This is a genomic window from Parasutterella sp. St.1A3 (assembly GCF_059728705.1).
The window spans coordinates 2,343,594-2,368,779 of sequence record NZ_BAAGFK010000001.1; the positions used below are offsets into that span (position 1 = coordinate 2,343,594).

27 protein-coding genes and 3 tRNA genes are annotated in these 25,186 nt (G+C 51.4%); 10 read left to right on the forward strand and 20 right to left on the reverse strand.

What is annotated here, in order from left to right:
- Nucleotides 1–2: 2 nt before the first annotated feature.
- The 3 genes from sucC to recA form a co-directional block, all read right to left on the reverse strand.
- Complete coding sequence (gene sucC, locus AC6I1F_RS10830; protein ID WP_160336300.1) at nucleotides 3–1,166, reverse strand: ADP-forming succinate--CoA ligase subunit beta; 1,164 nt, start codon at nucleotides 1,164–1,166, stop codon at nucleotides 3–5.
- An 87-nt stretch (nucleotides 1,167–1,253) separates the two neighbouring features.
- Nucleotides 1,254–1,730: a regulatory protein RecX gene (locus tag AC6I1F_RS10835; RefSeq protein WP_288319423.1), complete on the reverse strand. Its 477-nt coding sequence runs from the start codon at nucleotides 1,728–1,730 to the stop codon at nucleotides 1,254–1,256.
- Nucleotides 1,727–2,836, reverse strand: a complete 1,110-nt coding sequence (recA, locus tag AC6I1F_RS10840; protein ID WP_160336299.1) for a recombinase RecA — start codon at nucleotides 2,834–2,836, stop codon at nucleotides 1,727–1,729. The genes AC6I1F_RS10835 and recA overlap by 4 nt, the downstream gene beginning before the upstream one ends.
- A gap of 252 nt (nucleotides 2,837–3,088) precedes the next feature.
- Here recA and AC6I1F_RS10845 point away from each other — a divergent pair.
- Nucleotides 3,089–3,164 (forward strand) — tRNA-Lys (locus AC6I1F_RS10845).
- 4 nt (nucleotides 3,165–3,168) lie between these two features.
- A tRNA-Lys gene (locus tag AC6I1F_RS10850) sits at nucleotides 3,169–3,244 on the forward strand.
- Between the two features lie 131 nt (nucleotides 3,245–3,375).
- On the opposite strand, the gene AC6I1F_RS10855 is transcribed toward AC6I1F_RS10850, so the two are convergent.
- Nucleotides 3,376–5,172, reverse strand: a complete 1,797-nt coding sequence (locus AC6I1F_RS10855) for an IS1634 family transposase (RefSeq protein WP_497801781.1) — start codon at nucleotides 5,170–5,172, stop codon at nucleotides 3,376–3,378.
- A gap of 501 nt (nucleotides 5,173–5,673) precedes the next feature.
- On the opposite strand from AC6I1F_RS10855, the gene AC6I1F_RS10860 reads away from it, so the two are divergent.
- On the forward strand, nucleotides 5,674–6,732 hold the full coding sequence (locus tag AC6I1F_RS10860; protein ID WP_160335857.1) for a methionine ABC transporter ATP-binding protein: 1,059 nt from the start codon (nucleotides 5,674–5,676) through the stop codon (nucleotides 6,730–6,732).
- Nucleotides 6,722–7,375 (forward strand): methionine ABC transporter permease, encoded by a 654-nt coding sequence (locus tag AC6I1F_RS10865; RefSeq protein WP_160335856.1) that lies wholly within the window; start codon nucleotides 6,722–6,724, stop codon nucleotides 7,373–7,375. Before AC6I1F_RS10860 ends, AC6I1F_RS10865 begins: the two co-directional genes overlap by 11 nt.
- A gap of 484 nt (nucleotides 7,376–7,859) precedes the next feature.
- Here AC6I1F_RS10865 and AC6I1F_RS10870 read toward each other — a convergent pair whose 3' ends face one another.
- Together AC6I1F_RS10870 and dcuC are read right to left on the reverse strand one after the other, a co-directional pair.
- Nucleotides 7,860–9,128: an amidohydrolase gene (locus AC6I1F_RS10870; protein WP_290432850.1), complete on the reverse strand. Its 1,269-nt coding sequence runs from the start codon at nucleotides 9,126–9,128 to the stop codon at nucleotides 7,860–7,862.
- Nucleotides 9,129–9,145: 17 nt separating this feature from the next.
- Nucleotides 9,146–10,414, reverse strand: coding sequence for a C4-dicarboxylate transporter DcuC (gene dcuC, locus AC6I1F_RS10875; RefSeq protein ID WP_160335854.1), 1,269 nt, complete (start codon nucleotides 10,412–10,414; stop codon nucleotides 9,146–9,148).
- A 102-nt stretch (nucleotides 10,415–10,516) separates the two neighbouring features.
- Here dcuC and AC6I1F_RS10880 point away from each other — a divergent pair, with 102 nt between their 5' ends.
- The 6 genes from AC6I1F_RS10880 (at nucleotide 10,517) to AC6I1F_RS10905 (ending at nucleotide 14,141) form a co-directional block, all read left to right on the forward strand.
- A complete protein-coding gene (locus tag AC6I1F_RS10880) occupies nucleotides 10,517–11,443 on the forward strand; it encodes a LysR family transcriptional regulator (RefSeq protein WP_160335853.1) in 927 nt (308 codons plus the stop codon).
- 1 nt (nucleotide 11,444) lies between these two features.
- Complete coding sequence (locus tag AC6I1F_RS10885; RefSeq protein ID WP_160335852.1) at nucleotides 11,445–12,350, forward strand: LysR family transcriptional regulator; 906 nt, start codon at nucleotides 11,445–11,447, stop codon at nucleotides 12,348–12,350.
- A gap of 107 nt (nucleotides 12,351–12,457) precedes the next feature.
- A tRNA-Gly gene (locus AC6I1F_RS10890) sits at nucleotides 12,458–12,531 on the forward strand.
- 126 nt (nucleotides 12,532–12,657) lie between these two features.
- Nucleotides 12,658–13,377: a tRNA (guanosine(46)-N7)-methyltransferase TrmB gene (gene trmB / locus AC6I1F_RS10895; RefSeq protein ID WP_160335851.1), complete on the forward strand. Its 720-nt coding sequence runs from the start codon at nucleotides 12,658–12,660 to the stop codon at nucleotides 13,375–13,377.
- Between the two features lie 6 nt (nucleotides 13,378–13,383).
- Nucleotides 13,384–13,752 carry a fluoride efflux transporter FluC gene (locus AC6I1F_RS10900; protein ID WP_160335850.1) on the forward strand — a complete coding sequence of 123 codons (369 nt, stop codon included), beginning with the start codon at nucleotides 13,384–13,386 and terminating at the stop codon, nucleotides 13,750–13,752.
- Nucleotides 13,749–14,141 (forward strand): fluoride efflux transporter FluC, encoded by a 393-nt coding sequence (locus AC6I1F_RS10905; protein ID WP_160335849.1) that lies wholly within the window; start codon nucleotides 13,749–13,751, stop codon nucleotides 14,139–14,141. Before AC6I1F_RS10900 ends, AC6I1F_RS10905 begins: the two co-directional genes overlap by 4 nt.
- On the opposite strand, the gene AC6I1F_RS10910 is transcribed toward AC6I1F_RS10905, so the two are convergent.
- The 14 genes from AC6I1F_RS10910 to hisA form a co-directional block, all read right to left on the reverse strand.
- Nucleotides 14,132–14,959, reverse strand: coding sequence for an undecaprenyl-diphosphate phosphatase (locus AC6I1F_RS10910; protein WP_160335848.1), 828 nt, complete (start codon nucleotides 14,957–14,959; stop codon nucleotides 14,132–14,134). The two genes, AC6I1F_RS10905 and AC6I1F_RS10910, sit on opposite strands and share 10 nt — an antisense overlap.
- Before the next feature lie 17 nt (nucleotides 14,960–14,976).
- The gene (locus AC6I1F_RS10915; RefSeq protein WP_160335847.1) at nucleotides 14,977–15,324 is read right to left on the reverse strand and encodes a hypothetical protein; all 348 of its coding nucleotides are present in this window, start codon (nucleotides 15,322–15,324) and stop codon (nucleotides 14,977–14,979) included.
- An 84-nt stretch (nucleotides 15,325–15,408) separates the two neighbouring features.
- Nucleotides 15,409–16,314: an EamA family transporter RarD gene (rarD, locus tag AC6I1F_RS10920; protein WP_251569790.1), complete on the reverse strand. Its 906-nt coding sequence runs from the start codon at nucleotides 16,312–16,314 to the stop codon at nucleotides 15,409–15,411.
- Nucleotides 16,315–16,373: 59 nt separating this feature from the next.
- A complete protein-coding gene (gene mnmC2 / locus AC6I1F_RS10925; protein WP_290432851.1) occupies nucleotides 16,374–18,209 on the reverse strand; it encodes a tRNA (5-methylaminomethyl-2-thiouridine)(34)-methyltransferase MnmC2 in 1,836 nt (611 codons plus the stop codon).
- A complete protein-coding gene (gene ettA / locus AC6I1F_RS10930; RefSeq protein ID WP_160335845.1) occupies nucleotides 18,209–19,870 on the reverse strand; it encodes an energy-dependent translational throttle protein EttA in 1,662 nt (553 codons plus the stop codon). The genes mnmC2 and ettA overlap by 1 nt, the downstream gene beginning before the upstream one ends.
- Before the next feature lie 29 nt (nucleotides 19,871–19,899).
- The gene (locus AC6I1F_RS10935; protein WP_160335844.1) at nucleotides 19,900–20,589 is read right to left on the reverse strand and encodes a BUD32 family EKC/KEOPS complex subunit; all 690 of its coding nucleotides are present in this window, start codon (nucleotides 20,587–20,589) and stop codon (nucleotides 19,900–19,902) included.
- Nucleotides 20,590–20,640: 51 nt separating this feature from the next.
- On the reverse strand, nucleotides 20,641–21,426 hold the full coding sequence (gene tatC / locus AC6I1F_RS10940) for a twin-arginine translocase subunit TatC (protein ID WP_160335843.1): 786 nt from the start codon (nucleotides 21,424–21,426) through the stop codon (nucleotides 20,641–20,643).
- A complete protein-coding gene (gene tatB, locus AC6I1F_RS10945) occupies nucleotides 21,423–22,244 on the reverse strand; it encodes a Sec-independent protein translocase protein TatB (protein WP_160335842.1) in 822 nt (273 codons plus the stop codon). Before tatB ends, tatC begins: the two co-directional genes overlap by 4 nt.
- A gap of 15 nt (nucleotides 22,245–22,259) precedes the next feature.
- Complete coding sequence (gene tatA / locus AC6I1F_RS10950) at nucleotides 22,260–22,490, reverse strand: Sec-independent protein translocase subunit TatA (protein WP_160335841.1); 231 nt, start codon at nucleotides 22,488–22,490, stop codon at nucleotides 22,260–22,262.
- A gap of 9 nt (nucleotides 22,491–22,499) precedes the next feature.
- Nucleotides 22,500–22,844: a histidine triad nucleotide-binding protein gene (locus AC6I1F_RS10955; protein WP_160335840.1), complete on the reverse strand. Its 345-nt coding sequence runs from the start codon at nucleotides 22,842–22,844 to the stop codon at nucleotides 22,500–22,502.
- 92 nt (nucleotides 22,845–22,936) lie between these two features.
- On the reverse strand, nucleotides 22,937–23,263 hold the full coding sequence (locus AC6I1F_RS10960; RefSeq protein WP_251452527.1) for a phosphoribosyl-ATP diphosphatase: 327 nt from the start codon (nucleotides 23,261–23,263) through the stop codon (nucleotides 22,937–22,939).
- A 10-nt stretch (nucleotides 23,264–23,273) separates the two neighbouring features.
- On the reverse strand, nucleotides 23,274–23,660 hold the full coding sequence (hisI, locus tag AC6I1F_RS10965; RefSeq protein ID WP_202074611.1) for a phosphoribosyl-AMP cyclohydrolase: 387 nt from the start codon (nucleotides 23,658–23,660) through the stop codon (nucleotides 23,274–23,276).
- A gap of 2 nt (nucleotides 23,661–23,662) precedes the next feature.
- On the reverse strand, nucleotides 23,663–24,424 hold the full coding sequence (gene hisF, locus AC6I1F_RS10970) for an imidazole glycerol phosphate synthase subunit HisF (protein WP_251569789.1): 762 nt from the start codon (nucleotides 24,422–24,424) through the stop codon (nucleotides 23,663–23,665).
- 5 nt (nucleotides 24,425–24,429) lie between these two features.
- Nucleotides 24,430–25,182 (reverse strand): 1-(5-phosphoribosyl)-5-[(5-phosphoribosylamino)methylideneamino]imidazole-4-carboxamide isomerase, encoded by a 753-nt coding sequence (gene hisA / locus AC6I1F_RS10975; RefSeq protein ID WP_160335837.1) that lies wholly within the window; start codon nucleotides 25,180–25,182, stop codon nucleotides 24,430–24,432.
- Nucleotides 25,183–25,186 lie beyond the last annotated feature (4 nt).

The following is a 25,186-nucleotide window of genomic DNA, read 5'->3' on the forward strand; positions in this document are numbered from 1 at the left end:
GCTTACTCCCGAGACTTTTCTACTGCAAGTTTTGCTGCCTCGCCGAGTGATTCGGCAGAAAGAATCGGCAGTCCGCTGTCTTTGAGAATCTGTTTGCCAAGTTCCTCGTGCGTTCCTTTCATGCGAACGACGAGCGGCACCGTCAGTTTGACTTTATGGCAGGCCTGAACGATGCCCTCGGCGATAATGTCGCACTTCATAATGCCGCCGAAGATATTGACCAAAATCACCTTGACTTCGGGGCGGGAGAGCATGATTTCGAAAGCGGCCGTCACCTTTTCAACCGAGGCGCCGCCTCCAATATCAAGGAAGTTGGCAGGTTCGCCTCCGAAGAGCTTGATGGTGTCCATTGTGGCCATGGCCAAGCCGGCGCCGTTTACCAAGCACGCAATATTGCCGTCAAGCTGAATGTACTGAAGTCCGGCCTGATGCGCAGTAAGTTCCGTCGGATCTTCCTGTTCGGGATCGTGCAGGCTTTCGAGTTCCGGATGGCGCATCAGCGCGTTGTCATCAAAGGTCATCTTCACGTCCAGCGGATAGACCTTATGTTCGGCAGTTACGATCAGCGGATTAATTTCCAGAAGCGAGCAGTCCATTGAATTGAACGTGTTCCAGAGTTTCACCAAAACATCGGCGCACTCCGGGCAAACCGCCGGCTCCACACCGAGCTTAGTGGCGACTTCAAGCGCCTGTTCTCTGCTCAGTCCGCTTTCCGGATCGATATAGGTGTTGATAATTTTTTCAGGAGATTCGGCCGCAACGCGTTCGATCTCGACTCCGCCCTCTGCAGAAGCGATGAGAATCGGTTTTTGCGCCTGACGGTCAATCAGGAGTCCAACATAGAATTCCTGAGCGATATTAAGCCCTTCCTGAATCAGAACCTTGCTGACCGGAGCGCCGTGCGCGCCGGTTTGTTTGGTCACAAGGCGGGAACCGATTAAGGAGGAAGCCAGAGCGGAGATGTCCCCGAGGCTTCGGGCAAGCTTCACGCCGCCCGCTTTTCCCCTGCCGCCCGCATGAACCTGAGCCTTGACAGCCCAAACGCGGCCTCCGATTTCTTTAGCTATCTGTTCTGCCTCTTCAGCACTGGAGGCAACTTCCGCAACGGGAACGGGCACGTCGAAATTCTGAAGAATACGACGCGCTTGATATTCATGAATTTTCATCGGCGTAAATGAAAAAGAGATTGTGAGATTGTTCCAAAAGCAATCTTACGAGTATAAACCCAGAGCCGCTCTAAGCATTGCCGGGCATTACTCTTCTTCATCGAGTCGACAGCGAAGAACCTTTTCGATTGTTCTGAAAGAAAATCCCCGATACGCGAGGAATCGAACCTGTCTGGCTCTTTCTTTCGGATCCTGAGGAGGCTCACCAAAGCGGCGCTCCCACAGAACTCTTGCCCGATCCAGTTCGGACACTTCGTTTTCGCGAATTGCCTCATCAGCCAATTCGCTTGACACGCCTTGTCTACGAAGTTCCCAGCGAAGCTTCTGATCGCCAAAGCGTGAGTTTTTGATCATGACCTGGCTTTTTGCAAAGCGCTCGTCTGAAAGATATTTACGTTTCTCAAGCTCATCGAGTACCGAATTAATCAGTTCGGCATCTCCGGGCTCTTCAAATTGGTCCGACAGCTTCTTAAAAAGACCAAGGCGAGAGCGCTCTTTTGCTGCAAGAGCCGCTACCGCCTTGAATTTGATTTGCTGTCTGCGCTCGTCAGACTCACTCATCATGGTGCGTCTTCATAGACCTCTTCGGTCACGGATGAAGTCTCTGTAACCGGATCGTTCTTATGTTTTTCGTTTTCACCGCTGATCTTGGCGCGAATCTGATCTTCGATGAGCTTCATTTCTTCAGGATGTTCTTTGAGCCACTCTCTGGCAGCCGCCTTGCCTTGGCCAATCTTATTGCCCTGATAGGAGTACCAAGCGCCAGACTTGCCGAAGATATCCATATCGGTACCGAGATCGATGACTTCGCCTTCGCGGGAGATGCCTTCGCCGTAGATGATTTCAAACTCAGCCTGTTTGAAGGGAGGCGCAACTTTGTTTTTCACAACTTTAACGCGTGTCTCGTTGCCGAGTACTTCGTCGCCCTTCTTGATGCCGCCGATTCTGCGGATATCCATACGGATCGTGGCGTAGAACTTCAGCGCATTGCCGCCGGTCGTTGTCTCGGGAGAACCGTAAGTGATGCCGATCTTCTGACGAACCTGGTTAATAAAGACTACGAGTGTGTTGGATTTTTTAATACTGGATGTGAGCTTGCGCAGCGCCTGGCTCATCAGTCTGGCCTGCAGACCGGGGAGAGCTTCGCCCATTTCGCCTTCGATTTCAGAACGGGGCACAAGAGCTGCGACAGAGTCGATGACGACGAGGTCAACCGCTCCGGAACGAACCAACGCATCTGTGATTTCCAGAGCCTGTTCTCCGCTGTCCGGCTGAGACAAGAGCAGATCTTCAATATGCACGCCGAGCGCCTGAGCATATTTAATATCCAGAGCGTGCTCGGCGTCGATAAACGCGCAGGTTCCGCCAAGTTTCTGCATTTCTGCAAGGATGTGCAGCGTCAGCGTTGTTTTACCGGAAGATTCCGGTCCGTAAATCTCAACGATACGTCCGCGGGGAAGACCGCCGACGCCAAGCGCCATATCCAGAGTGAAAGAGCCGGTGGAGACGACATCAAGGTTCTGCTCGGCCGGACCGTCGCCCATATTTAGGATCGCGTCCTTACCAAACTGCTTTGTAATCTGATCCAACGCGACCTTGAGCGCTTTCTTGCGGGCATCCGTATCAACAATCTGTTCTACGGGCGGTTTCACTTTTTTCTTTTCAGCCATTTAATTCTTCCTAAATTTTGGCGGCTCAAGCCGCATAAGTTCTGTAATAGTAGCGAAAAAATCAGATTTGACAAGGCAGATTTCAATTTCAGATTATTTTCTTGTTGGAAGTTATTCTAAAAATTAGTGCGACAATTTATGTCTTACTCGACGGTAACAGTTTCGGATTGGGTCCACTTGATTTGACGATTAAAAAAAACGTGTGTAGTATTCACTTCTCGATTGATTGAGACGCAAGTCTTGATCGACAAAGGGTTGTTAGCTCAGTTGGTAGAGCAGTGGACTTTTAATCCATTGGTCGCAGGTTCGAGTCCTGCACAGCCCACCAAATAGGGGGTATAGCTCAGTTGGTAGAGCAGCGGACTCTTAATCCGTAGGTCCCGGGTTCGAATCCCTGTGCCCCCACCAAGTTACCATCCGAGAGTCTCCAAGACTCTCGGATATTTTTTTGCCCGGACCAATAAGTACCTGAAATCTGAAATATTGCAGAATCTAGAGCCTCTAGCAGAGGCTCAGCTTTTAATCTGAAGGCATCTTCTTTAGAAGTCTGTCTCTTCTTCGTCGTCTTCGTAGACCTGCGCCTTTTCAGGCTCTGCATCAGGAACCGGAACCCCGAGGGCTTCAAATAACATCCGTCTTTTCCCTGCGATTTCACCGAAGTAGTAACCTCCGCAGAATCTGGTCTGCATTACATTGTTCAAAGAGTCCAGAACTCTGCAGTCACTGTCATACACTATTGGCAGACTATTATTCTTTTTGCACTCCTCACTGTATTTTCTCAGCCTGGTTCTGACAATCATCGCAATAGAGGTTGCCAGGAACTGTACAAACGTTTTACCAGTCAATGATTCGTTGTCCGAGACTCGATTTCTTGAGCAGCCCAAGCGGGATTTGAGTGTTTTAAATGTATCTTCGACTATCCAGCGTTCCTGGTAAGCGCACCAGGCTTTTCTGGCATCGGATATTTCGTCGCTTACCAGTACCCGGTAGCCTTTGTAGCGGAGCTTTTGATCCACTTTTTTATTGTCGACGCTGTAGCTGACCGTGCCGTCTTTCTCATGTTTTACAAACACCTCTTCTAGTAATGTTTGTTCGTTTTCATCGAGAGACTTACCGGTGGCCATTTTTTCGCGTATACGAATGATTCTCTCAAACATCCCTTGTCTGGCATTCTCAGCAATTTGTCGATCGAAATAGCTATGCCAGTAAAGCTCCGCAGTTTCCTGCGTCTTTTTTGTGGATCTCTGACCCGTTACAGGATTAGGTTCATAAATCCAGCTGATCTTCTTTGTCACCTGAAAGACCTGGGTAAACCAATCCATTCGATTTAAGTCCTGGAGGTTAACTCTTTCTTCATCAATGAGCTCTTGGGTAAGGCTGCCTGATATCCCGCACTTCATGTTGAACAGAAAGCCAACTTTATTTCTCAGGCAGTCATTGATGTTTTTTGTACCGCTGTAACCTCGGTCAGACACAAGAACAACGTTTTGGATACCTAGTCTGGAGTTGTCAGCGATGACCCGTCTGACGGTTTGTACGTCCGGAACGTTTCCGTCGTAGGTTCGATAGAAGATAGGCAGTCCGCTTTTGGACTCGACCAACATCAGCAGATTAATTTGAGGAAGGTTGTCCTCGTCTTTGTTTCTGCCTCTTTCTACATTTGGCAGTTTATTTGCGTAGCTCGAAATGGAGGTCGAATCTAAAGCCAATGTCAGCTTGTCGTCATCCCCATTTTTTTTCTTCTGCTCTATTAATCCCTCCTGGATGGCAGAAAAGTAATTCTCTATTTGCTGTTTTTTGATTTTCCTAAAAACTCTGCCTATTGAGGAAGGATGCAAAGCCCCGCCCCATGGAAGACGAGTCGCCTCGGCAAAGGTCGGATATTTAGAAATATTGTTGTCTTGATTGAGGATTATGAAGTAGGCAATCGACAAAACTTTTAGATAGTCTCGGCGCTGTGGGAAGGCCCTTTTAAGAGCTTCTCCGATAGGAGATTGCGCAACGAGCTGATCCAGCGCCCACGTGGCTCCCGCATGCAGTTGTTTGACAGCCATTGCTTGAGAAAGAGTAAAACCGCCTTCACTCACCGCAGTGAAGATATAGGCTTTGCCCTTGCGTTGGCAAATAAAATCCCTTAATTCAGGGCGCTCAGCTAAAAAGTGTTCGTCCCAGCGGATTCGGCCTTCCTTCTGACCGGAGGTAACAGTACCGACCTTCTTGAAGCTAACTCGATAACTTCTCTTTTTCTCGGAATCCCACTTATTTTTATAGGTGTAAACGTAATAAGCCGAAGGGCTCTTTTTAATAATGAGCGGAGGAAGTTTTGGTGTATTCATAATTACAATCGATTATCTAATTAGGTAATCTAGTATAACACAAAAAATCCTTTTATTCCACTGAAATAAATGGATTTTTTGTGATTTTTAAATTTTTAGTTCTCTAGTTCTGCAATTTTTCAGAAGTACGAGGCCTTTGCGGTTTTTCCCTGCTGACAATTAACGGCTCCCAATGGAATTTTTATTGACGTATAGATTGACGTATAGCAATTCCAAAGGAAATTTTATTGACGTACAGCCGATAGACGCTGTCAATACCGAAAATAACCAGAAATCACAGAACAATCACATATAAACGCTCCTGCACAACAATTTCCATCGTTTTTACGACTTAATTTTCTTGAGAAAGTTCCTGTTTATATCTAAAAAATCATGGATAATTTTTGCTTGGAGACAACACATTATGTCCCTTTGACTCTTCCGAGTCCGCATAGAAATGATTTGTCCTGCCGCAGGGCGGGACCTCGAGGCTCAGCACCTCGCTCATGGGAACGAAACAAAATGATTGATTTACAGCACATCACGCAGGAATATAAAACCAGCGATGGAAAAGGCACGTTTTACGCCTGTAAAGACGTAAACGTCCATATCCGGCCTGGCGACATTTTCGGAATTATCGGCCGAAGCGGTGCCGGCAAAAGCACGCTTGTCCGCTGCATCAACCTTCTGAACCGCCCGACTCAGGGCAAAGTCATCGTTGACGGCAAAGACCTCACTCAGATGTCTGACGCGGAACTCAGAGCCGAACGCAGACAAATAGGCATGATCTTTCAGCACTTCAACCTGCTGTCCTCCCGCACGGTCTACGACAACGTCGCGCTGCCACTCGAACTCGTGAATACGCCGAAAGATAAAACCCGCGAAAAGGTCATGCCCCTGCTTGAACTGGTGGGCCTGACAGAACACGCGAATAAATATCCGTCTCAGCTCTCCGGCGGGCAAAAACAACGCGTCGGCATTGCGCGCGCCCTTTCCTCCGACCCGAAGATTCTCCTAAGCGACGAAGCAACTTCCGCGTTGGACCCGGAAACCACACAGGCCACTCTTCAGCTTTTGAAAAAAATTAATAAGGAACTCGGCCTTACCATCGTCATGATTACGCACGAAATGGACGTGGTGAAGCAAATCTGCAATCGCGTCGTTGTCATGAATAAGGGTGTGGTGGTTGAAGAAGGCGACGTCATCGACGTCTTCCGCGACCCCAAGAGCGAAGTCACTCAGGCGATGCTCGGCAGCGCGCTTGCCGCGCGATCGCTCCCGCAGCCGATGATCGCAAGAGTGAAAAAGCTGCTTCAGACGGAACGCCCCGACGGCCGCAAACTGCATCTCATGCGTCTGACCTTCGTCGGCAATTCGACTACCGACCCTGTTCTTTCAAAGGCCTGCAGCCTGTTTAACCTCGATTTCAACATCCTCCTCGGGCAGATCGACGAGATTCAAAATGAAAGTTACGGTACCTTGACGCTTGTCATAGAAGGCACTCCGGAAAACTTCAAACAAGCCGTCGACTACATTGCATCCAAGGGTGTACGCGTGGAGGAACTGACCAATGTCATCTAATATCATCAATCTTCTCTGGGAATCCTTTTTAGAAACCCTTCTGATGGTCGGTATCAGCGGCGGACTCGGCGCAGTCATCGGTATCCCGCTCGGGGTCTTCCTTTTTGTGACTTCTCCGAAAGGCATCATGCCGAAACCTTTCATGAATCGAGTGATCGGCACGATCGTTAACGCGATTCGCTCAACACCGTTCATCATTCTTCTTGTCGCGATTATCCCGTTTACCCGTTTGATCGTCGGCTCCTCCATCGGCACCGTCGCGGCGATCGTTCCGCTGACTATAGCGGCCGCTCCGTTGATCGCTCGTTTGGTAGAAACAAGCCTGCGTGAAGTCGATAAGGGCCTGGTTGAAGCGGCTCAGTCCATGGGCGCGACCAACGTCCAAATCATCACTAAGGTACTGCTTCCCGAAGCGATGCCCGGCATTCTCGCCGGCCTGACGATCGCGTTTGTTGCTCTGGTCGGAAGCTCCGCTATGGCCGGCGCCGTCGGCGGAGGCGGACTCGGCGATATGGGCATCCGCTACGGTTATCAGCGCTTCATGCCTGAAGTCATGGCCGCGGTTGTCATCATCCTCATTGTTTTCGTACAGAGTCTTCAGAGCTTTGGCGATTGGGCAGTGAGAAGAGCGTCGCACCGCTAACCCGGAAGTCATTAAGGCGGGCCTTATCGGCCCGTTTTCTTTTGTTTCAAAACGCCTGATAACCGTTCAGCATCATCGGTCCGGCTTTAAATACCTCGCCGCACAGAGCTCGCTTCATGAAACAAAATGTAAAATCTATATCTGATATTGAGAATCATTATTGTTTATGTTAAAGTGCACATATTGATAGTTACTTATCGATGTCTCCTTGGACATAGTTCATAGAGCTAATGGGGTGAAATTTCAAACGGCCGATAAAATCGGCCGTTTTTTTTAGTTTGCATTTTTATGTTTATAGTTATTGATAATCATTTTCATTTATGTTACAGTGTCATCACGTTGATAGTTCTTCTGTCGATATCTCCAAGGTCTAACCTTGAAAAATGGGGTGAAATTTTTGAAGCGGCTCAGTCTCTGGGCCGCTTTTTTTTCGCCATAAAAAAGGTGTCCTTAGGGACACCTCTTTGCGATGAGAATCGCTTAATTATTTGCCGTTAAGACGACGCAGACATCCGGTGAAGATATCAAACGCGGTTTCCAGTCCCTTTTCATCAAAATCAAACTCACGCTGATGATGCGCTGCCGTGCGGTCCGCTCCGATAACAAAGAACTCCGTCTTTCCGCCAACCGCTCTGACACGTGCGGCAAGCATCGTAAAGTCCTCCGAACAGCCGAGTTTTTTGTGATCAATCACTTTGCGGCAGCTCGGCACCTTTTCGGAAACCTCTTTGACGAGATCCGCAAGTTCCGGATCATTGAGCAGCTCCCCTGCCTCGCCGACTTTCTCAACCTCGTATTCAACGTCATAAGCAAGCGCGGTTCCCTTAACAATGCGGTTCGCCTGATCAACCATGAAATCGTTGATCTCTGCGGTTTCGCCTCTGACTTCCAGCTGAATGGAAGCATGTACCGGAATCACATTTCGACATTCACCCGCCTGCATGAGTCCCACGTTAATGCATCCTAAACCGTTGCCGTGACGCGCCATGCCTAAAAGTTCGGAAACAATGGTGCAGGCGCATGCCAGCGCGTTGCGGCCAAGCTGAGGACTCATGGTTGGATGAGCGGGCTTGCCTTTAAGACGAACATCGAGCTTTGTCGTGCAGAGAACTCCGCCCGGATAGATGCAGACTTCTCCTGTCTTGCACATCATAGCTAAATGCGCACCAAGCAGATAGTTCACATCGTCAAGCAGACCGGATGCGGCCTGAGCGGCGCCGCCTCGTACGCCCTCTTCGGCCGGCTGGAAAATCAGTTTAATCCGGCCGTTTAATTCGTCCTTATGGTCCATGATCCACTGCGCAACAGAGAGTCCGACCGCAGTGTGTCCGTCATGTCCGCAGGAATGCATCGCGCCTTCGTGCTGAGACCTGAAGCCTTCCAAATTCGGCAGATGATCTTTTCTGTCGGTTTCTTCAACTCCCACGCAGTCAATATCAAAACGAAGCGCGGTTACCGGGCCCGGTCTTCTGGTATCAAATTCCGCGACGCAGCCGGTATAACCTTCCATCCGCTCAATCAGCGCCTTGTCTACGCCTTCGGAAAGCGCTCTTTCAATACTCTTCTGCACGAATTCCTCAGAGCGGCCCATTACCGCTTCTTCAGAAATCTGCTGTCTGCCGACATAAAGCTTCCAGCCAAGAGGCTCAAGATTCTCAATGATCTTTGCCGTCGTGCAGAATTCGCCCCATCCGAGCTCCGGGATCTTATGAAGCGCCCTTCTCAGACAAACCGCTTTCTCAACATAGTTCATGTTCTGCTCCTTACTTGTTAAACCATTGCCAGCGCAACAAAGATGACCGAAACCACCATCGGAAGCGCAAGACGTTTACTCAGTTCAATCGGATTAGTAACGCCGGTCAGACCGCAGATCACGATCGCAACACCGGAGATCGGGCTCATCGTGCGGCCGAGCGCGCCGGCTAACGCAGCCATTGTTCCGAGTGTCGGGATCTGCATGCCGAAGCTTTCCGCATGCGGCGTGACAGCCTCATTGAAAGCGAACGCCGCCGCGTCTCCGGAACCCATAATCACGCCCATGACGAACGGGCCGATAGAGCCGCCCCAGCGCGCGATTTCGTTGGACTCGCGGAGCATATCGATAAAGACGGAAATAAGACCGGAGGACTTAAGGCCGGCAGCAAAAACACCCGCAGCGATAATGATGCCGAGCACTTCGCCGTAGCCGTTGCCCATGCCCGCGAAAAATCGTTTGGAGAGTTGCTGGGGATCGGCAAGAGAAACCAAAAGCGTATAAAGAACACCGACCAGCATGGCCTGCGCAACGCCCATCTTGATGAGCGGAACCCACATATTGCCGACAACCAGAATGACAACCGGGACGATCGGCGCAAGAGCCTTAAGAGGATTGACGCTGACCACGTCGCCCTGGGCGATTTCTGTTTCAACCTGACTTCCGGAACCGGGTTTGTAGTCGCCAAGCAGCAGACACATAACCGTGATGCCGACCGCCGCAATAGCACCGCAAATCAATGTGTAGTTCATGTGCACGGCAATCGTCTGAAGAACGTCAAGATTGGCCATTTTGGCGACATAGGCGTTATGAGATAAGCCCGGAGACAGCATGGATCCGAATGTTCCGCCGAGAATTGCTGCGGCGGTTCCCTGAGGACTGACGCCCGCTTTGCGCAGAAGCGGAATCATGGTCGGACCGACCGCGGCCGCGCAGCCCGCGGCTGACGGAATCGCGATACAAATAAAGTATGTGATCGCAGTCGTGCAGGGAATCAAAAACCAGCCGAGCTTACTCAGAGGAGCCGCCAGAAGTTTCACCAAATGCACATCGCATTTGGTCATCTGAACAACATAAGCAAAACCCATCGCCGAACAGATTGCCATAATGAGACCGCCGTTGGTCATCGATTTGGCAAAGGCGTTAAGTGCCTGCATCGGCTCCAGCGCCAAACAAGTCATCAGCAGACCGGCCGCAATCAGTACCAGCCGTGTCTCATACCGTTTAACAAGTGCCGCTACAGTCAAAATAACAATGACTACCGCAGCCCAGCAAGTCCAGGTCATAGATTTCTCCTTGAGGTGATTTTTATAGTTTTATTCTCATCCTCAACCATCGTTACGGTAAGATATTTAAACAGGACATTGTTTTGTTTATAACGAAACACCATGAGATTCTTAGATAAAGCCGAACTTCTTGAAACCTTCGAGCGCACCGCGGTTTTAGGCGGTTACCGAAAGGCGGCGGAAGAACTTCAAATTTCAAAAGCAACGGTCTCAAGACGCATTGCCGCGCTTGAGAGCATGCTCGGCACAAAGCTTTTTGTTCGAAGCTCGGTCGGAACGGTTTTATCGCCTTCCGGCATCTCGCTTCTTGAGAAAACCTCCGCTCTGCTTTCCCGGTTTCAAAAGCTCTCAGCCGCTCCGGATGAGGAGAGTCCCCGTCTAAGGGGAACGATTCGGGTCTCCGCCCCCTGCGCGATCGGAAACGGACTTCTGATTCCGTGGCTCACCCAATTTCGAAGAATCAACCCGGAAGTCTCTCTGGATCTGACGCTGACGCTTGGGCCGATGCACATCATTCCGCCCGAGTGCGATGTCCGCATCAACCACGGCCTTTATCCCTGCTCGAACGCCCGAATCCTCAAACTAGGAGACATGAGAAGGATGATGGTCGCCTCAGTCAGCTATCTCTCCAAATACGGCTATCCCAAAAGTCCGAAAGATCTGGAACGACATGAACTTCTCGGAGGCAACGACCTCTGCGGCGGCTCTCCTCTGGTTCTTCTAAAGGGTAATGAACGAGCGATCATTCCATACCGCCCAAGACTGAAGCTGAAGGACCATACCGCCGCAAGGACAGCTGCTCTTTGCGGCGCGGGAATCTCCGTACACGCCTTCCGCTATGACACGCTTGATCTCGTCAGAAGAGGACTGCTCATTCATGTACTGCCCGAGTGGGAACCGTCTTCTTCTCCCGTGAGCCTGCTTCTTCCGACCAAGAAGGAAGCTTCAGCGGTCACAATCGCGCTCTGTCATTTCATCGTGGAAAAATGGCAGTCCAATCCAAATCTAACGTTCTCAACAACAGACTGATATGAAAAAAGCCACTCTGCTGCAATGGAAATACTTCGTCTGCTCGGTTGAAAAAGGAAGCATGCTCGCGGCGGCCTCTATCCTCGAAACAGATGTGACACAGGTCGGAAAAGAAATCCGAGCGCTCGAGCACGTTCTGGGCGAACCCCTTTTAGAACGCTCTCCCAGCGGTGTGCGCCCGACCTGGCTTGGAGAAAGAAAATACGTGGAGGCAAAAGCGCTTCTTTCGGATTTTGACGAACTGCTTTCTCAACGGAGCGGCGAAGGAGCCGCGTCTCCTGCTATCCGAATTGCAATTCCGACAACGCTCTCGGGACTTGTTCTTCGACGTCTGGCCGAATTCGAAAAAGGAAGCACGGCTTCCCGGCTTCGCGTCGAACTCGAAACTTATATGCGCATCAGCGACATTGAACTCGAAAGCTTCGATCTGATTTTCTGTATCGACGATCTGCCCAATGTTCACTTCGTCGCTTATGAAGCCGCCGAAATTCAGTACGGTATTTTTGCGTCTCCGAAGTTCATCTCCGTGCGCGGCGCTCTAACCGAACCGGAGGCTCTGGAAACGCTTCCCCTGATCCACGGCAGTAAAAGCTCGCAGATTCTGCTTCAGAGCACTGGAGAAAGTATCGGTCTTCGAATCGAACCCCAGATCCTGGTGAATTCGCTTCAGGCCATGATCAGTTCAGCCGCCGAAGGACTTGGCGTCGCTGTCGGCATTCCGCTCTGGGCAGCCGCCGAGTTCGTCCAGCAGAAAAAGTTGGTTCGTATGCTTCCCGATTGGAAAATGCCAAGCTCAAAAGTATGGATTCTGAGACATCCTGGCAAACAGGACAGCCAACTGGAAAAACTTATTCCGTTTCTCAAGGATATTTGGAGCATAAAACCGGAATTAGCCCGCCTGCGCTAACCTTCCGCTGTGCTTTCGAGCCAGGGAGCGGCGGACTAAACGTTTCTTCGTACTTCCTTCCGTTTCCTCCGCTTTAAAAATCCGTTACAATCCTCTGCACGTCATTTGCGGGTGTAGCTCAATGGTAGAGCAGAAGCTTCCCAAGCTTACGACGGGGGTTCGATTCCCCTCACCCGCTCCAGTCTCTTGCGCATCCTCCTTTAAATTTCTGCTTTTGAGCACAAATTGTGTTTCCAAAGGCGTTCCGACCGTAATTAATTTCAAATATTGCCTAAAATTGGAGCGCAGTTATTTTTAGCATCCGAATATGAAAACACCGCTGACGCCTGAACAAATCGAAGAATTAAAGAAAAAACATATCCGCAGTTTCTGTATGAGACGCGGACATATCAGCAGCGCACAGGAAAAAGCTCTAGAAGAACTCCTGCCGCTCTACCAAATTCAGTACGATCCGAATACCAAGCTGTCCTCTAAAGAGATTTTCGGCAACGACAATCCTGTTGTTCTTGAAATCGGCTGCGGTATGGGCGAAACGACCGCCGCAATCGCCCAGGCGCACCCGGAAATCAACTTCATCGGCTGCGAAGTTTTTGCCGCCGGAGTCGGCGCGCTCTCCAAACGCATCCGCGACATGGACCTCAAGAACATCCGTATCTTCCGACACGACGCGGTTGAAGTCGTCAGAGACATGATTGAAGACAACACGCTCGCAGGCGTGCATATCTTCTTCCCGGATCCCTGGCGCAAGGCTCGTCACCACAAGCGCAGACTCATCAACGATGCGTTCATGAAACTGCTTGTTCCCAAAATTAAGACGGGCGGTTACTTCCACAGCGCCACCGACTGGGAAAATTATGCCGAACAGATGCTGGAGGTTTTGAGCCGCACTGAAGGACTCAAAAACCTGCACGAGGGCGCTGCGCCGGAACCCAAGAATCCGCTGATCGACCGTCCGACAACCAAATTCAATGAGCGCGGAAATCGCCTCGGACACGGCTGCTGGGACTTCGTGTTCATCAAACAGTAAAGAAAAATGCTCTCCTGCGCCTCTCTGCTCTGCATATTTGCGGGCGGCGCGCTCGGCGCAGGCTGCCGAGCGCTCGCCTACATGCTGATCAAAACGCCGAAAAACGGATTTGCGACCGCCACTCTGACGGTCAACATCATCGGATGTCTGCTGCTTGGATGGATTCTTGCTCATGCAGAAGATCTGCCGCAAAATCATTTAGCGGCGCTTCAGGCCGGATTTTGCGCAAGTTTGACGACTTTCTCCACCTTCGCGGTCGATCTTGCGAAAGCGATCCTCAAAGGTAATTGGAAAATCGCTTCAGCCGAGACGCTCCTTAACGCAGCGCTTTGCCCTGCGGCTGTATTTATCGGATTGTGGGCAGGCGCGTTATGAAGCTGCGTGTTTTAACTTTATTGACAGCGGCCCTGTTCGGCGCGCTCGGTGCCGCGCTTCGGGTTTTTACAGAAAACGATCTGCTCTCAGACTTTTCTTCCGAAGCCGCGCTCATCCTCATCAATGTGGTCGGATCTGCCTGCCTCGGCGCCATTACAGTCTATTGCGAAGAAAGACCTGCCTCTTGTCTGAACTTTTTGCTGAATAAAGGCGTCGGCACCGGACTGCTCGGTTCCTTTACAACGTTTTCCGCCTTATCACTGCTCTGCCTGAATCACGACTTCGTTTCAGGCACCTGCTATATGGCGCTGAGCATCACACTCGGAGCAGCTGCCGCTCTTGCCGCAATGCGGCTCTCAAAGCGGCTGCTGCAGAACACCTACCACTGAACCAGCCCGGTCCACCAAGTCAGAAGAATGACACCGCCAAAGAGGATTCGGTACCAACCGAACGCGGAGAAATCATGTTTGGCAACGTAGTGCAGAAGCCAACGGACCACGGCAAGTGCCGAGAAAAAAGACACAACAAAACCGACGCCAATCGTCGGCAGGCTCTGAGCGGTTAATAATTCACGAGACTCCCAAAGCTCATAAACCGTCGCGCCGAAGATCGTCGGAATCGCGAGGAAGAAGGAAAACTCGGTCGCAGCTGTCCTGGACAGACCGATCACAAGACCACCGATAATTGTGGCTCCGGAACGACTGGTACCCGGGATCATGGCTAAGCACTGTAAGAAACCGACCTTCAAGGCGTCTCTCCAGCTCATGTCATCCATTGAAGCGACGCGCGGACGATACGATTTCTTATCCTGATAGCGCTCAACAATCAAAATGATGACGCCGCCAATCACAAGAGCCGCGGCAACGGAAACCGGATTGAAGAGCCAGGCTTTGATGTACTTAGCAACCAAAACCCCGATTACAGCCGCAGGCAGGAACGCAATAACCGTATTGGCGGCAAGCCTCTGCTGCACTTTTTCGGAAAAGAGACCGAGACAAATGTCGATCAGACGACGGCGATAATGCCAGCACACCGCAAATATAGCGCCTGCCTGAATAGCGATATAAAAAGTATCGGCCTCCGCTCCGGTGTAATCCAGAAGACTGCCTGCGACAATCAAGTGTCCGGTAGATGAAACAGGAAGAAACTCGGTAAGACCTTCCACAACGCCGAGAATCACGGCCTTAAGATAAAGAATCCAGTCCATTGCTGCAAAGCCTTTAATCAGTGCTTATTGAAGTGTTTTTCAAGAATCGGCCGAATCGCCTTCTTCTGCTCATCGGTGAGAGAACCGAAGAACTCATCGCCAAGATGAGCGCAGTAGTTTCGTTCCGTAATTGAACCCATGCCGCAGCGATATACCTCAAAGAGCGTGCGAGAATTCAGGGTCTTTTCCGGAATTTTCAAAGCAGTCAGGTCCTGCTTAAATTCGACAAACCCTGCCTGATCAATCTTCAGCTGCGCTTCTTCGTTTTCCGCACTCTGCTGAAAACGCATGAAGGCGCCCACGGCAACAACGAGAATAAATGCAAAAGCGACCCATGGGGATCGGCTGCGGGAAAAGATAAGCATGGAAAAACACGGCTAATTAATACAGGCCGCTATGATAACAGCGCTCATCGCGTCCTTGAGACAAGAAACGTCACAAAGAGTACGTTATCTGATCCGGAAAGCCGCCTTCGGACGCGAACGAAGCTCCGCATAAATAAACAGGACAATGCCGCTCCAAATGAAACACAGCGGAATCAGCCTGCTTTCGTCAAACGGTTCATTAAAGAAAACCAGGCCGACTAAAAGCGTCAGAATCGGATTTAAGTACTGAGTAAACCCGAGGATCGACATCGGCAGATAATTGGCGGCCGCCGAAAATAAGATCATGGGGACTGATGTGACAAGACCGACACTGATCAAAAGCCAGGTGATCTGCGTTCCGCCCGCAATAAAAGCGCCCTGACCTGTCGTCCATAGGTAGTACAAATATGCGCACGCAAACGGAAGCATGAGAGAAGCTTCCAATAAATTGCTGACCCACGGATCGATACCGAGACGCTTTTTAAATACACCATAAAGCGCCCACGTGGAAGAGACGCCAAGAGCGATCCAGGGAATGCGTCCGAACATGTAAATCATAAGGAGCACTCCGATCGCAGGCAGAATTACGCTGACCCATTTAAGTCGGGAAAGCGTCTCGCGGAAAAAGATGACGCCGAGTACTACGGAAATCAGGGGCGTAAGAAACATACCGATGCCGAGCTCCACCACCTGATTAATGCTGACGGAATAGACATTGATCCACCAGTTCACCGCAGCCAGAACCGCAGCCATAAAGAGGTTAAAGAGCTGAATCTTGCTGCGGACAACTCCTCTAACCGTACTTTTAATCACTTCCAAACGGCCGAGCAGAAGCAAAAGCGCAGAAATAATTAAAAGCGACCAAAGAACGCGGTGTCCGATGACTTCCCAGCCTCGGACATGTCCGAAGAGCGCCCAGTACAGAGGCATGAAGCCCCAGCATAGATAAGCGCCGAACGATGCGGCAAGACCTTTTACCTGATTATTCATATGGGTCGCAGACTGTGGTGGATTTGAAGCTGTGCTTAGTCTAACAACCTAACGTTCGCTTAAACGTTTTTCTCTTCGGACAAGAGCCGCTCAGGCTGCAGGCCTTTGATCAGATCCGCTTCAATCGGAGCGGGTTCACCGAACATTTCAGCTTCAATCAGACGGGCTCCGATCTCGCAAAAGACGGATCCGCGTGAACCCATCGCGCAGCTCATATACAAATCTTCCGCATGCGGAACTTTTCCGATCACCGGTCTGCGGTCTGAGGCGACACAGCGAAAGCCTTCGTAAAAGCCCAGCCCCTGCGCCTTCGGTATCTGTGGGAACAGCCCCTGCATATGAGAAAGGTTTTTGGAATGCGCCTGAGCCGCCTCAAGCTGCTTATCCGCGCTTTCATAGGTCGCCCCGATGCCGCACCATCCGTCCGGCGCATGAATTAGGTAACCGGGACCGGTGACAGCGCCTTCAAATCCGGCTGTCGCCTCGGGGCTAAGAAGTGTGAGTCTTCCTTTCCACTGATCAAGAGAAATCGGAAGACCCGACAAACGGGCAGAATCATGAGCCGCGCATAAAACCGCACTTTCCGCTGAAGCAATCGGTGCGCCAAAAGTGTCAAAGGCGGTCCACAGACCGTTTTGACGCTCTAAACGATCAACACGCATATTTAAGATCACCGGAGTTCTGAGGCGATTTACGCGCTCACGCACCCAGGTTGCGATCGACACAATACCGGCTCCGCCATGCATCAGTCCGCCGAAGCGCGGCTGATAACCGAGCCGCTCAAGGACTTCTTCCGTATCCGCTAAACGCAGAAAAGTTCTCGGAAAATGAAACGGTTTGCCGCGCTCGAACCAATGCTGCCAGCGCGCAAGCTCTTCTACGTCACGCGCCATCTGAAAGAGTCCGTTCAGTTCGCTGTAGCCAGGATAGCGTTTTAACGTGTCCTGAAGCATAAACAGCCCGCTGCGGGACAGTCTGAACAAAAAGTTATCGTCTGCCGAAGGCTGCGCGTGCGCCACACCCCAGCGGATCGCAGATGCGCCGCCCGCGGGCACGAAAGACGTATCGATAATCGTGACATTCAATCCGCGCGCATGCAGCCGTTCAGCGGCGGCAGCGCCCGCAAGTCCGGCACCAATCACCAGAACAGAGCGCGGTACACGCTTCGGACGATCAAAGGGCAGTGCCGCTCGGCGATACGAAAAACGCGGCGCATACCTCCCTACCGTCATCTGCGACTTATGTCCGAATCCGACCGTCTTTTGAACATCAAAACCGGACTCCATAAAGCTTCGACGTACGTCGGAAGCGACGCACCAGGTAGACAGCACTGAACCCTCTCTCGCATGAGCGGCAAGAGACTTCAAAAGCTTCGGCTGCCACATGGCAGGATTCTTTTTGGGAGAGAAACCATCCGGGAAAAACGCATCAAAACTGCAGGCAAGCTGCTTTGCGGTCTGAAGCGCTTCAGAAAAATACAGCGTCAGAACAACTTTGCCTTCGTCAAAGAAAATCTGATGCACGCCGGGCGTGAGTACGGGCCATTTTTCTGCAAGCTCCTTGGCTTCCGTCTTAAGTTCGACAGAGCAGTAGCGCTCTAAATCCTGCGCGGAAAGCGGAAAGCCTTCAATCGCTGTGTAGAGCAGTCTTTCGCATCGCTGAGGGTCTTCTCTCCAAGCTCTTAATACGGTAAGAAAATTCGTGCCCAGGCCAAAACCGTTTTCCAATATGACGAACTGATCCTTGCCCTGCCAACGCTCGGGAAGACCGCACCCGCCCAAAAAAACAAAACGGGCCTGCTGATAGGCACCGTCTCTTGAAGCATAAATATCCGAGAACTCGGGGCTGTACGGACAGCCCCGATTATCTCTCTGAATTTTCCCTGAGGAAATCATCAGCTCTTTAAGGGTTTAAAGCGCAGACGATGCGGTATCGCGTCATCACCAAGACGACGCTTCTTGTCTTCTTCATACTCGGTGTAGTTGCCGGCGAAGAATTCAACCTTAGAGTCTCCTTCAAACGCGAGAATGTGCGTAGCGATTCGGTCAAGGAACCAGCGGTCATGAGAAATAACCATCGCGCAGCCCGCAAATTCCAGCAGAGCTTCTTCCAGCGCACGCAGTGTTTCCACGTCCAGGTCGTTTGACGGTTCGTCAAGCAGAAGCACATTGCCGCCCGCAAGAAGTGTCTTGGCCATATGCAGTCTTCCGCGCTCGCCGCCCGAAAGCGTACCGACAATCTTCTGCTGATCGCCGCCCTTGAAGTTAAAGCGGCCGAGATAGGCGCGGCTCGGCATTTCAAACTTGCCGACCTTCAGAATATCCAGTCCGTCGGATACCGCTTCCCAAACCGTCTTATCGTTCGGCAGGGATTCACGCGTCTGAGAAACTGCGCTGATCTTAACGGTCGGTCCGATATCAATTTCACCGGAATCCGGCTTTTCCTGTCCGAGAATCATCTTGAAGAGCGTGGACTTACCGGCACCGTTCGGGCCGATCACGCCGACAATCGCTCCGGGCGGAATCGTAAAGCTCAGATCGTCAATCAGGAGACGATCGCCAAAGCCCTTGGAAACATGCTTGAACTCAATAACTTTATCGCCGAGGCGGTCTGCCACCGGAATAAAGATTTCATTGGTTTCATTGCGTCTCTGATATTCGTAGCTCGACATCTCTTCAAAGCGATTCAGACGAGCTTTGCTCTTTGCCTGACGGCCCTTGGCGTTCTGACGGACCCATTCCAATTCGTGCTTCATCGCCTTGATGCGGGCGTCTTCCTTGCGCTGTTCAAGTTCTAGGCGCTGTTCCTTCTGATCAAGCCAGGAAGAGTAATTGCCTTTCCAAGGAATACCGTGACCGCGGTCCAGTTCAAGAATCCACTCTGCGGCGTTATCAAGGAAGTAGCGGTCGTGCGTGACAGCGACCACCGTTCCCGGGAAGTGTTGCAGGAACTGCTCGAGCCAATCCACGCTTTCCGCGTCTAAATGGTTCGTCGGCTCATCAAGAAGCAGCATGTCGGGCTTGGACAGAAGCAGACGGCAGAGCGCGACACGGCGCTTTTCACCGCCGGAGAGGTTTCCGATCTTTGCGTCCCAGGGCGGAAGACGAAGCGCGTCGGCGGCGATTTCCATCTGGGTTTCCGCATTTGTGCCGGCAGAAGCGATAATGGCTTCCAAACGGGCCTGCTCAGCGGCTAGCGCGTCAAAATCCGCATCCGGTTCTGCATAAGCGTCGTAAATCTTGTTGAGTTTTTCCTGAGCGGAAAATACGTCGCCAAGACCCTCTTCAACCGTCTCACGGACGGTTTTCTCCGGATCCAGTACCGGCTCCTGCGGGAGATATCCGATATTGAGACCCGGCATCGGGATGGCTTCGCCTTCGATCTCCGTGTCCACGCCTGCCATAATTTTCAGCAGAGTGGATTTACCCGCGCCGTTCAGACCGAGCACGCCGATCTTGGCTCCGGGGAAAAAAGACAGAGAAATGTCTTTCAGAATCTCTCGTTTGGGCGGAACAATCTTTCCGACCCTGTTCATGGTGTAAACAAACTGTGCCATATCTAAAAAGTTAATTGTGTAATTCGTGATTAGTCGTCAATCGGCTTGCCGTGCTTGGCATGGCGTTTTTTGACGCCCATGTATCCCTTGAGGACCCAAAGTTTGCGAAGCTTTGAAATTCGCTCGTTTTCCTTTTCTCGAAACTCGCCCATCTCTTTGGGCAGATATTTCTTCCATTTTTTGTACACGCCGCCCATATCCATGTCTTCCATGAATGAACGGAGTTTTTTAGGCAGGCCGTTGGTGTGCACACTCGCCTGAAAATCGATCAGAGCGGGTTTCCCGTCGGGCGTCATGACCCAATTGCTCGTTCCGCGGGTATCGAGGTGTACCAAATCCCGCTGATGAATCGCATTGATAATCGCTTCGCACTGCTCAAGATATTCAGCAGTGACTTCTTCTTCCGGCACGCGGGCAAGCACTCTTCCGGGGATGTACTGTACCGCAAGCGTGTAGTCGTCCAGCATAAAAGCTTTGTTGGGAACGCCTTCCAAACCCGCCAGCTTTTTGATCGCCTTGAGCTCTCGCCACAGGACCAGCTTGGCAAAGCTGTTTTTGACCAGCCAGTGCCGATTAGAAAAATCTTTGATTGTCCAGCGCTCTCCGTTGACCTCTGCAACAGAAACGCAGGCGTTTCCCCAACGGCCGTCTCTTAAAAGCTTTACGTCGGCTTTTTTAAGATCCTCACGGGTAAACGGTAAGTTTTTCTTGCTTGACATTCGTATCCAATTAATTCAAAAGAGCAAGCTCGACAGCCTGCTCCTTTTGATTTATGCGGTTTCTTCGTTATCTTCTTCACTCTTCGGTTTACCGAAGATGGCACACAGCCATATACCGACTTGGTAAAGAATCACCAGCGGCAGCGCCAGAAGCATCTGCGACAGAACATCCGGCGGCGTGAAAATCGCGGCGATAACAAACGCGCCGACCACCATATAGGGGCGAGCCTTCTTGAGCTTATCAATCGAAGTGATGCCCATACGATTGAGCACAACCACCACAATCGGAACCTCAAAGGTAACGCCGAAAGCCAGGAACAGCGCTAAAACGAAACTGAAATAAGAATCAATATCCGGCGCGAAGTTCACCGAGTTCGGAGAGAAGCCAGCGATGAACTGGAAGACCATACGGAAAACAATGAAATAGCAATAAGCCATTCCAAGGAAGAACATGACCAGGCTCGAAATAATAATCGGCGCGGCAAGTTTCTTTTCTTTTCTGTAAAGCCCCGGCGCCACAAATCCCCACAGTTGCCAAAGCACGTAGGGAAGCGCGATAACAAAGGCGACGAAAAGCGTGACCTTCAGCGGGACCATGAACGGCGCAATAACGCCCGTTGCCAGAAGTTTGGCGCCCTGAGGCAGCGCGACCATGAGCGGTTTGCTCAAATAGTCAAAAATCTGCTTCATAAAGGGCGACAGACATGCGAAAACCAGCAGAATAGCAATCGCCATGCGCACTAGGCGGGAACGAAGTTCTACCAAATGGGCGACAAGTGTCTGCTCTTTGTCGTCCTCCGGACCGTCCGGCAGTTCAGCTAAATCCTTATCACTCATGACGAAATGCGAGTTCTATTAGTGTGGCTGTTCGGAGCGAAACGTCCGGCCGTATGAATTCTGGGGTTAAGACGCGGATGAGTCCTGCGGCGCGGTTCTGATTCAACACGGGAATAACCGCGTCTGACACGCTGAGCCGGAGCAAAAGACGCACGAGCGGAAATTTGTTTCTTCAGATCCGCAAGCTCGCGTCTCAGTTCGGCAAGCGCATCTTCCGACGGCTGAGCGGCGGCCACGGGCTGGATATCTTCCGCCTTCGGCGCAGGACCCTGCAGCTCCTGAGGCACGGCCTGAGTCTGCTCGATTCCGGTTTCATGCCAATTGAACGCGCTCTCAAGCGAAGAAGTATCGATCTGACGATCCAGATCGCCCCAATCTCCGACTTCTGCAGGCTTTACAGCCTCTTCGGGCTTCTGCTCAATAATGTTTTCCATCGAGAGTTCTGCCTTGGGAGACGTGGAGTCCATCCAGCTGTCTTTAATGTCTTTGGTTGCGGAATCCACCTGCGACTTAAGATCCTGACCTGCATTGTTCACAGAGTCGGATACTTCTTTGACCTGCTTTTCAATCTGATCTGTCGTGTTCTTCAGATTAGATTGAAGATCTGCCGCCATCTTGCGGGCGTCTTCCTGAATTTTTTTCAGCTCGGAAAGCTCGACCTCTTTATCGATGTCGTTCTTTACCTGTGAAACAAAACGCTGAGCACGCCCCATCAGTGTGCCAGCGGTTTTTGCTACCTGAGGAAGCTTATCGGGACCGAGTACGACTAAAGCAACAGCCGCAATCAGCCCGATTTCCCCCATACTGAAATCAAGCATAAGCGCTCAATCCCATTAGGCCTGTTTCTGATCGGCAGGAGCAGTCTCTTTAGCTGCAGCGGCATCAGCCTTCTGTTCAACCTGCTGCGGTTTCTGCGGTTCGTCCTGAGCTTCTTTCATACCTTCCTTGAAGCCTTTGACCGCACCGCCGAGGTCTTTACCCATGTTCTTAAGCTTGCTCGTACCGAAAATCAGAACAACAATGACCAGAACAACAAGCCAATGCCAAATAGAGAGGGAACCCATGTTTAACTCCTAGAGTTTCTGCCAGGGGCGCGGGCCGCCCAAGACATGTACGTGAATGTGATTTATTTCCTGACCGCCGTCATGACCGGTGTTGATGACAACGCGGAATCCATTATTTGCACCGGCTTCTTTAGCCAGAACAGGCGCTAAGGCCAGCATTTTACCTAAAAGCGGCTCTTCTGACTTGCCCATGACCGCCAAAGAATCAAAATGCTGTTTCGGAATAATTAAAAGATGAACCGGAGCCGCAGGATGAATATCCTTGAACGCTACCACGTCATCATCTTCATAAACCTTCTGAGAGGGAATCTCTCCTCGGGCGATTTTGCAGAAAAGACAATCTTCCTTTTGCATACACTACTCCGTTAACTTCTATTATTGTTCAAGAAAAATCAAAGCGGCTCAACCTTGATAACCCTTAGAAACACTCTGCTTTTCTTCTTTTTTCACGATTCTTTACGATTTGCCTTTTCAACAAGGCCGGAAGTGCCCTCGCGCCGAGCCAGTTCGGCAAGCACTTCTTCCGGACGAATACCGGCCTGAGAAAGCACGACCATGCAGTGAAACCATAAGTCCGCCGTCTCGTAGATCAGGTGATCCCGATTTCCGTCTTTGGCGGCCATAATCACTTCGGCAGCTTCCTCCCCGACTTTTTTCAGCGCTCCGTCCGGAGCTTTGGAAAATAATTTGGCGACATAGGAGGTCTTCGGATCTCCGCCTTTGCGGCTGTCAATCACATCGGCAACATCGCTCAGTACTGCAACTCTTTCCATCTTGTATTCCTTATTTCTTACCGTACATCTCTTCGGCGCTGCGAATCACGTCGGAGTTCTCTTTCCAGCTGTCCGCTTCCCAGGTTCGGTAAAAACAGCTTCGGTGACCCGTATGGCAGGCAATACCACCGATTTGCTCAACACGGTAAATCACGGCGTCTGCGTCGCAGTCAAGCAGAATCTGAACAATCTTCTGACGGTTTCCGCTCTCTTCGCCTTTGCGCCAAAGACGAGAGCGGGAGCGGGAAAAATACGTTCCGTATCCGGTCTGCGCGGTCTCTTCAAGCGCCTCGCGATTGGCCCAGGCCAGCATGAGCACCGTCCCGTCCTCTGCGTCCTGAGCGATGACAGGCACCAGCCCGGCATCGTTGAACTTAACACTGTCGGCAATGCTCATCTTTAATCCAGCCTCACGGTAATGCCCTGCGCCTGCATATAGCGCTTGGCCTGCTCAATGGTATATTCGTCGAAATGGAAAATGGAAGCCGCGAGCACCGCGTCCGCGTGTCCCTGCACAATGCCGTCCACCAAGTGCTGCAGATTGCCGACGCCGCCTGAAGCAATAACCGGAATAGTCACTGAGTCGCTGACCGCGCGCGTCAGCGCAAGATCAAAGCCCTGCTTTGTCCCGTCGCCGTCCATGCTGGTTAAAAGAATTTCACCGGCGCCAAGCGCCTGCACTTTCTTTGCCCACTCGACCGCGTCAATCCCGGTCGGCGTGCGTCCGCCCCGAGTGTAGACTTCCCACGTTCCGTCTCCTCGGGCTTTCGCGTCGATCGCGACCACAATCGCCTGACTGCCGTAGGTCGCGGAACACTCCCCAATGAGATCGGGATTGTTGACGCCCGCGGAGTTAATCGAAACCTTGTCGGCTCCGCTGTTTAACAAGCGGCGCACGTCGGAAACCTTACGCACGCCTCCGCCGACCGTCAGCGGAATGAAGACTTGGGCGGCCACGTCTTCAATCACTTTAAGAATTAAATCGCGTTCGTCGGATGTGGCGGTAATGTCCAGAAAGGTCAGTTCATCTGCGCCCTGTTCATCATAACGGCGCGCGATTTCCACCGGATCTCCCGCATCGCGAAGATCAACAAAATTAGTTCCCTTAACAACACGGCCGCCGGTCACATCCAGACACGGAATGATTCGCTTCGCGAGCATAACTGTTAGTCCTCAGAGCCTTCAGACTCTTCAACAAGCTTGAGCGCCTCTGTAAAGTCCAAAGTTCCTTCATAAAGTGAACGGCCGAGAATCGCCATCGTGACGCCGTCGTCCTCAACCGCAAGAAGTTTGCGAATATCTTCCAAATCACGAATACCGCCGGAGGCGATCACGGGGATCGAAAGATGACGCGCAAGATCGGCTGTCGCATCAACATTGCAGCCGGTCAGCATGCCGTCACGGCTGATGTCGGTATAGAGAATCGCGTCAACGCCGTAGCCCTCGAATCTCTGGGCAAGATCCACTGCGCTGTGACCGGTAGTCTTTGTCCAGCCGTCCGTCATGACCATGCCGTCCTTAGCGTCCAGGGAAACAATGACGCTGCCGCCAAACTGGCAGCAGACGTCATGAAGGAAACCCGGCGCTTTAACCGCGGCTGTGCCGATAACGACATAGTCGGCACCGAAATCCAGTACCTGCTCAACTCTCTCAAGCGTACGCATGCCGCCGCCGATCTCGATCTCCACATCGTCGGAGAATTCGGAAATGATTTTCTTGATCACGGCAAGATTAACCGGTTTGCCGCTCTTAGCGGCATCCAAGTCCACCAAGTGAAGCCGCTGCGCGCCAAGATCAACCCAGTGCTTGGCCTGTGCGACCGGGTCGGTGTTAAACACGGTGATATTGGAAGTCAGGTCACCCTGGCGAAGACGAACACACTGGCCGCCTTTAATATCAATTGCGGGAATTAATAACATGGTA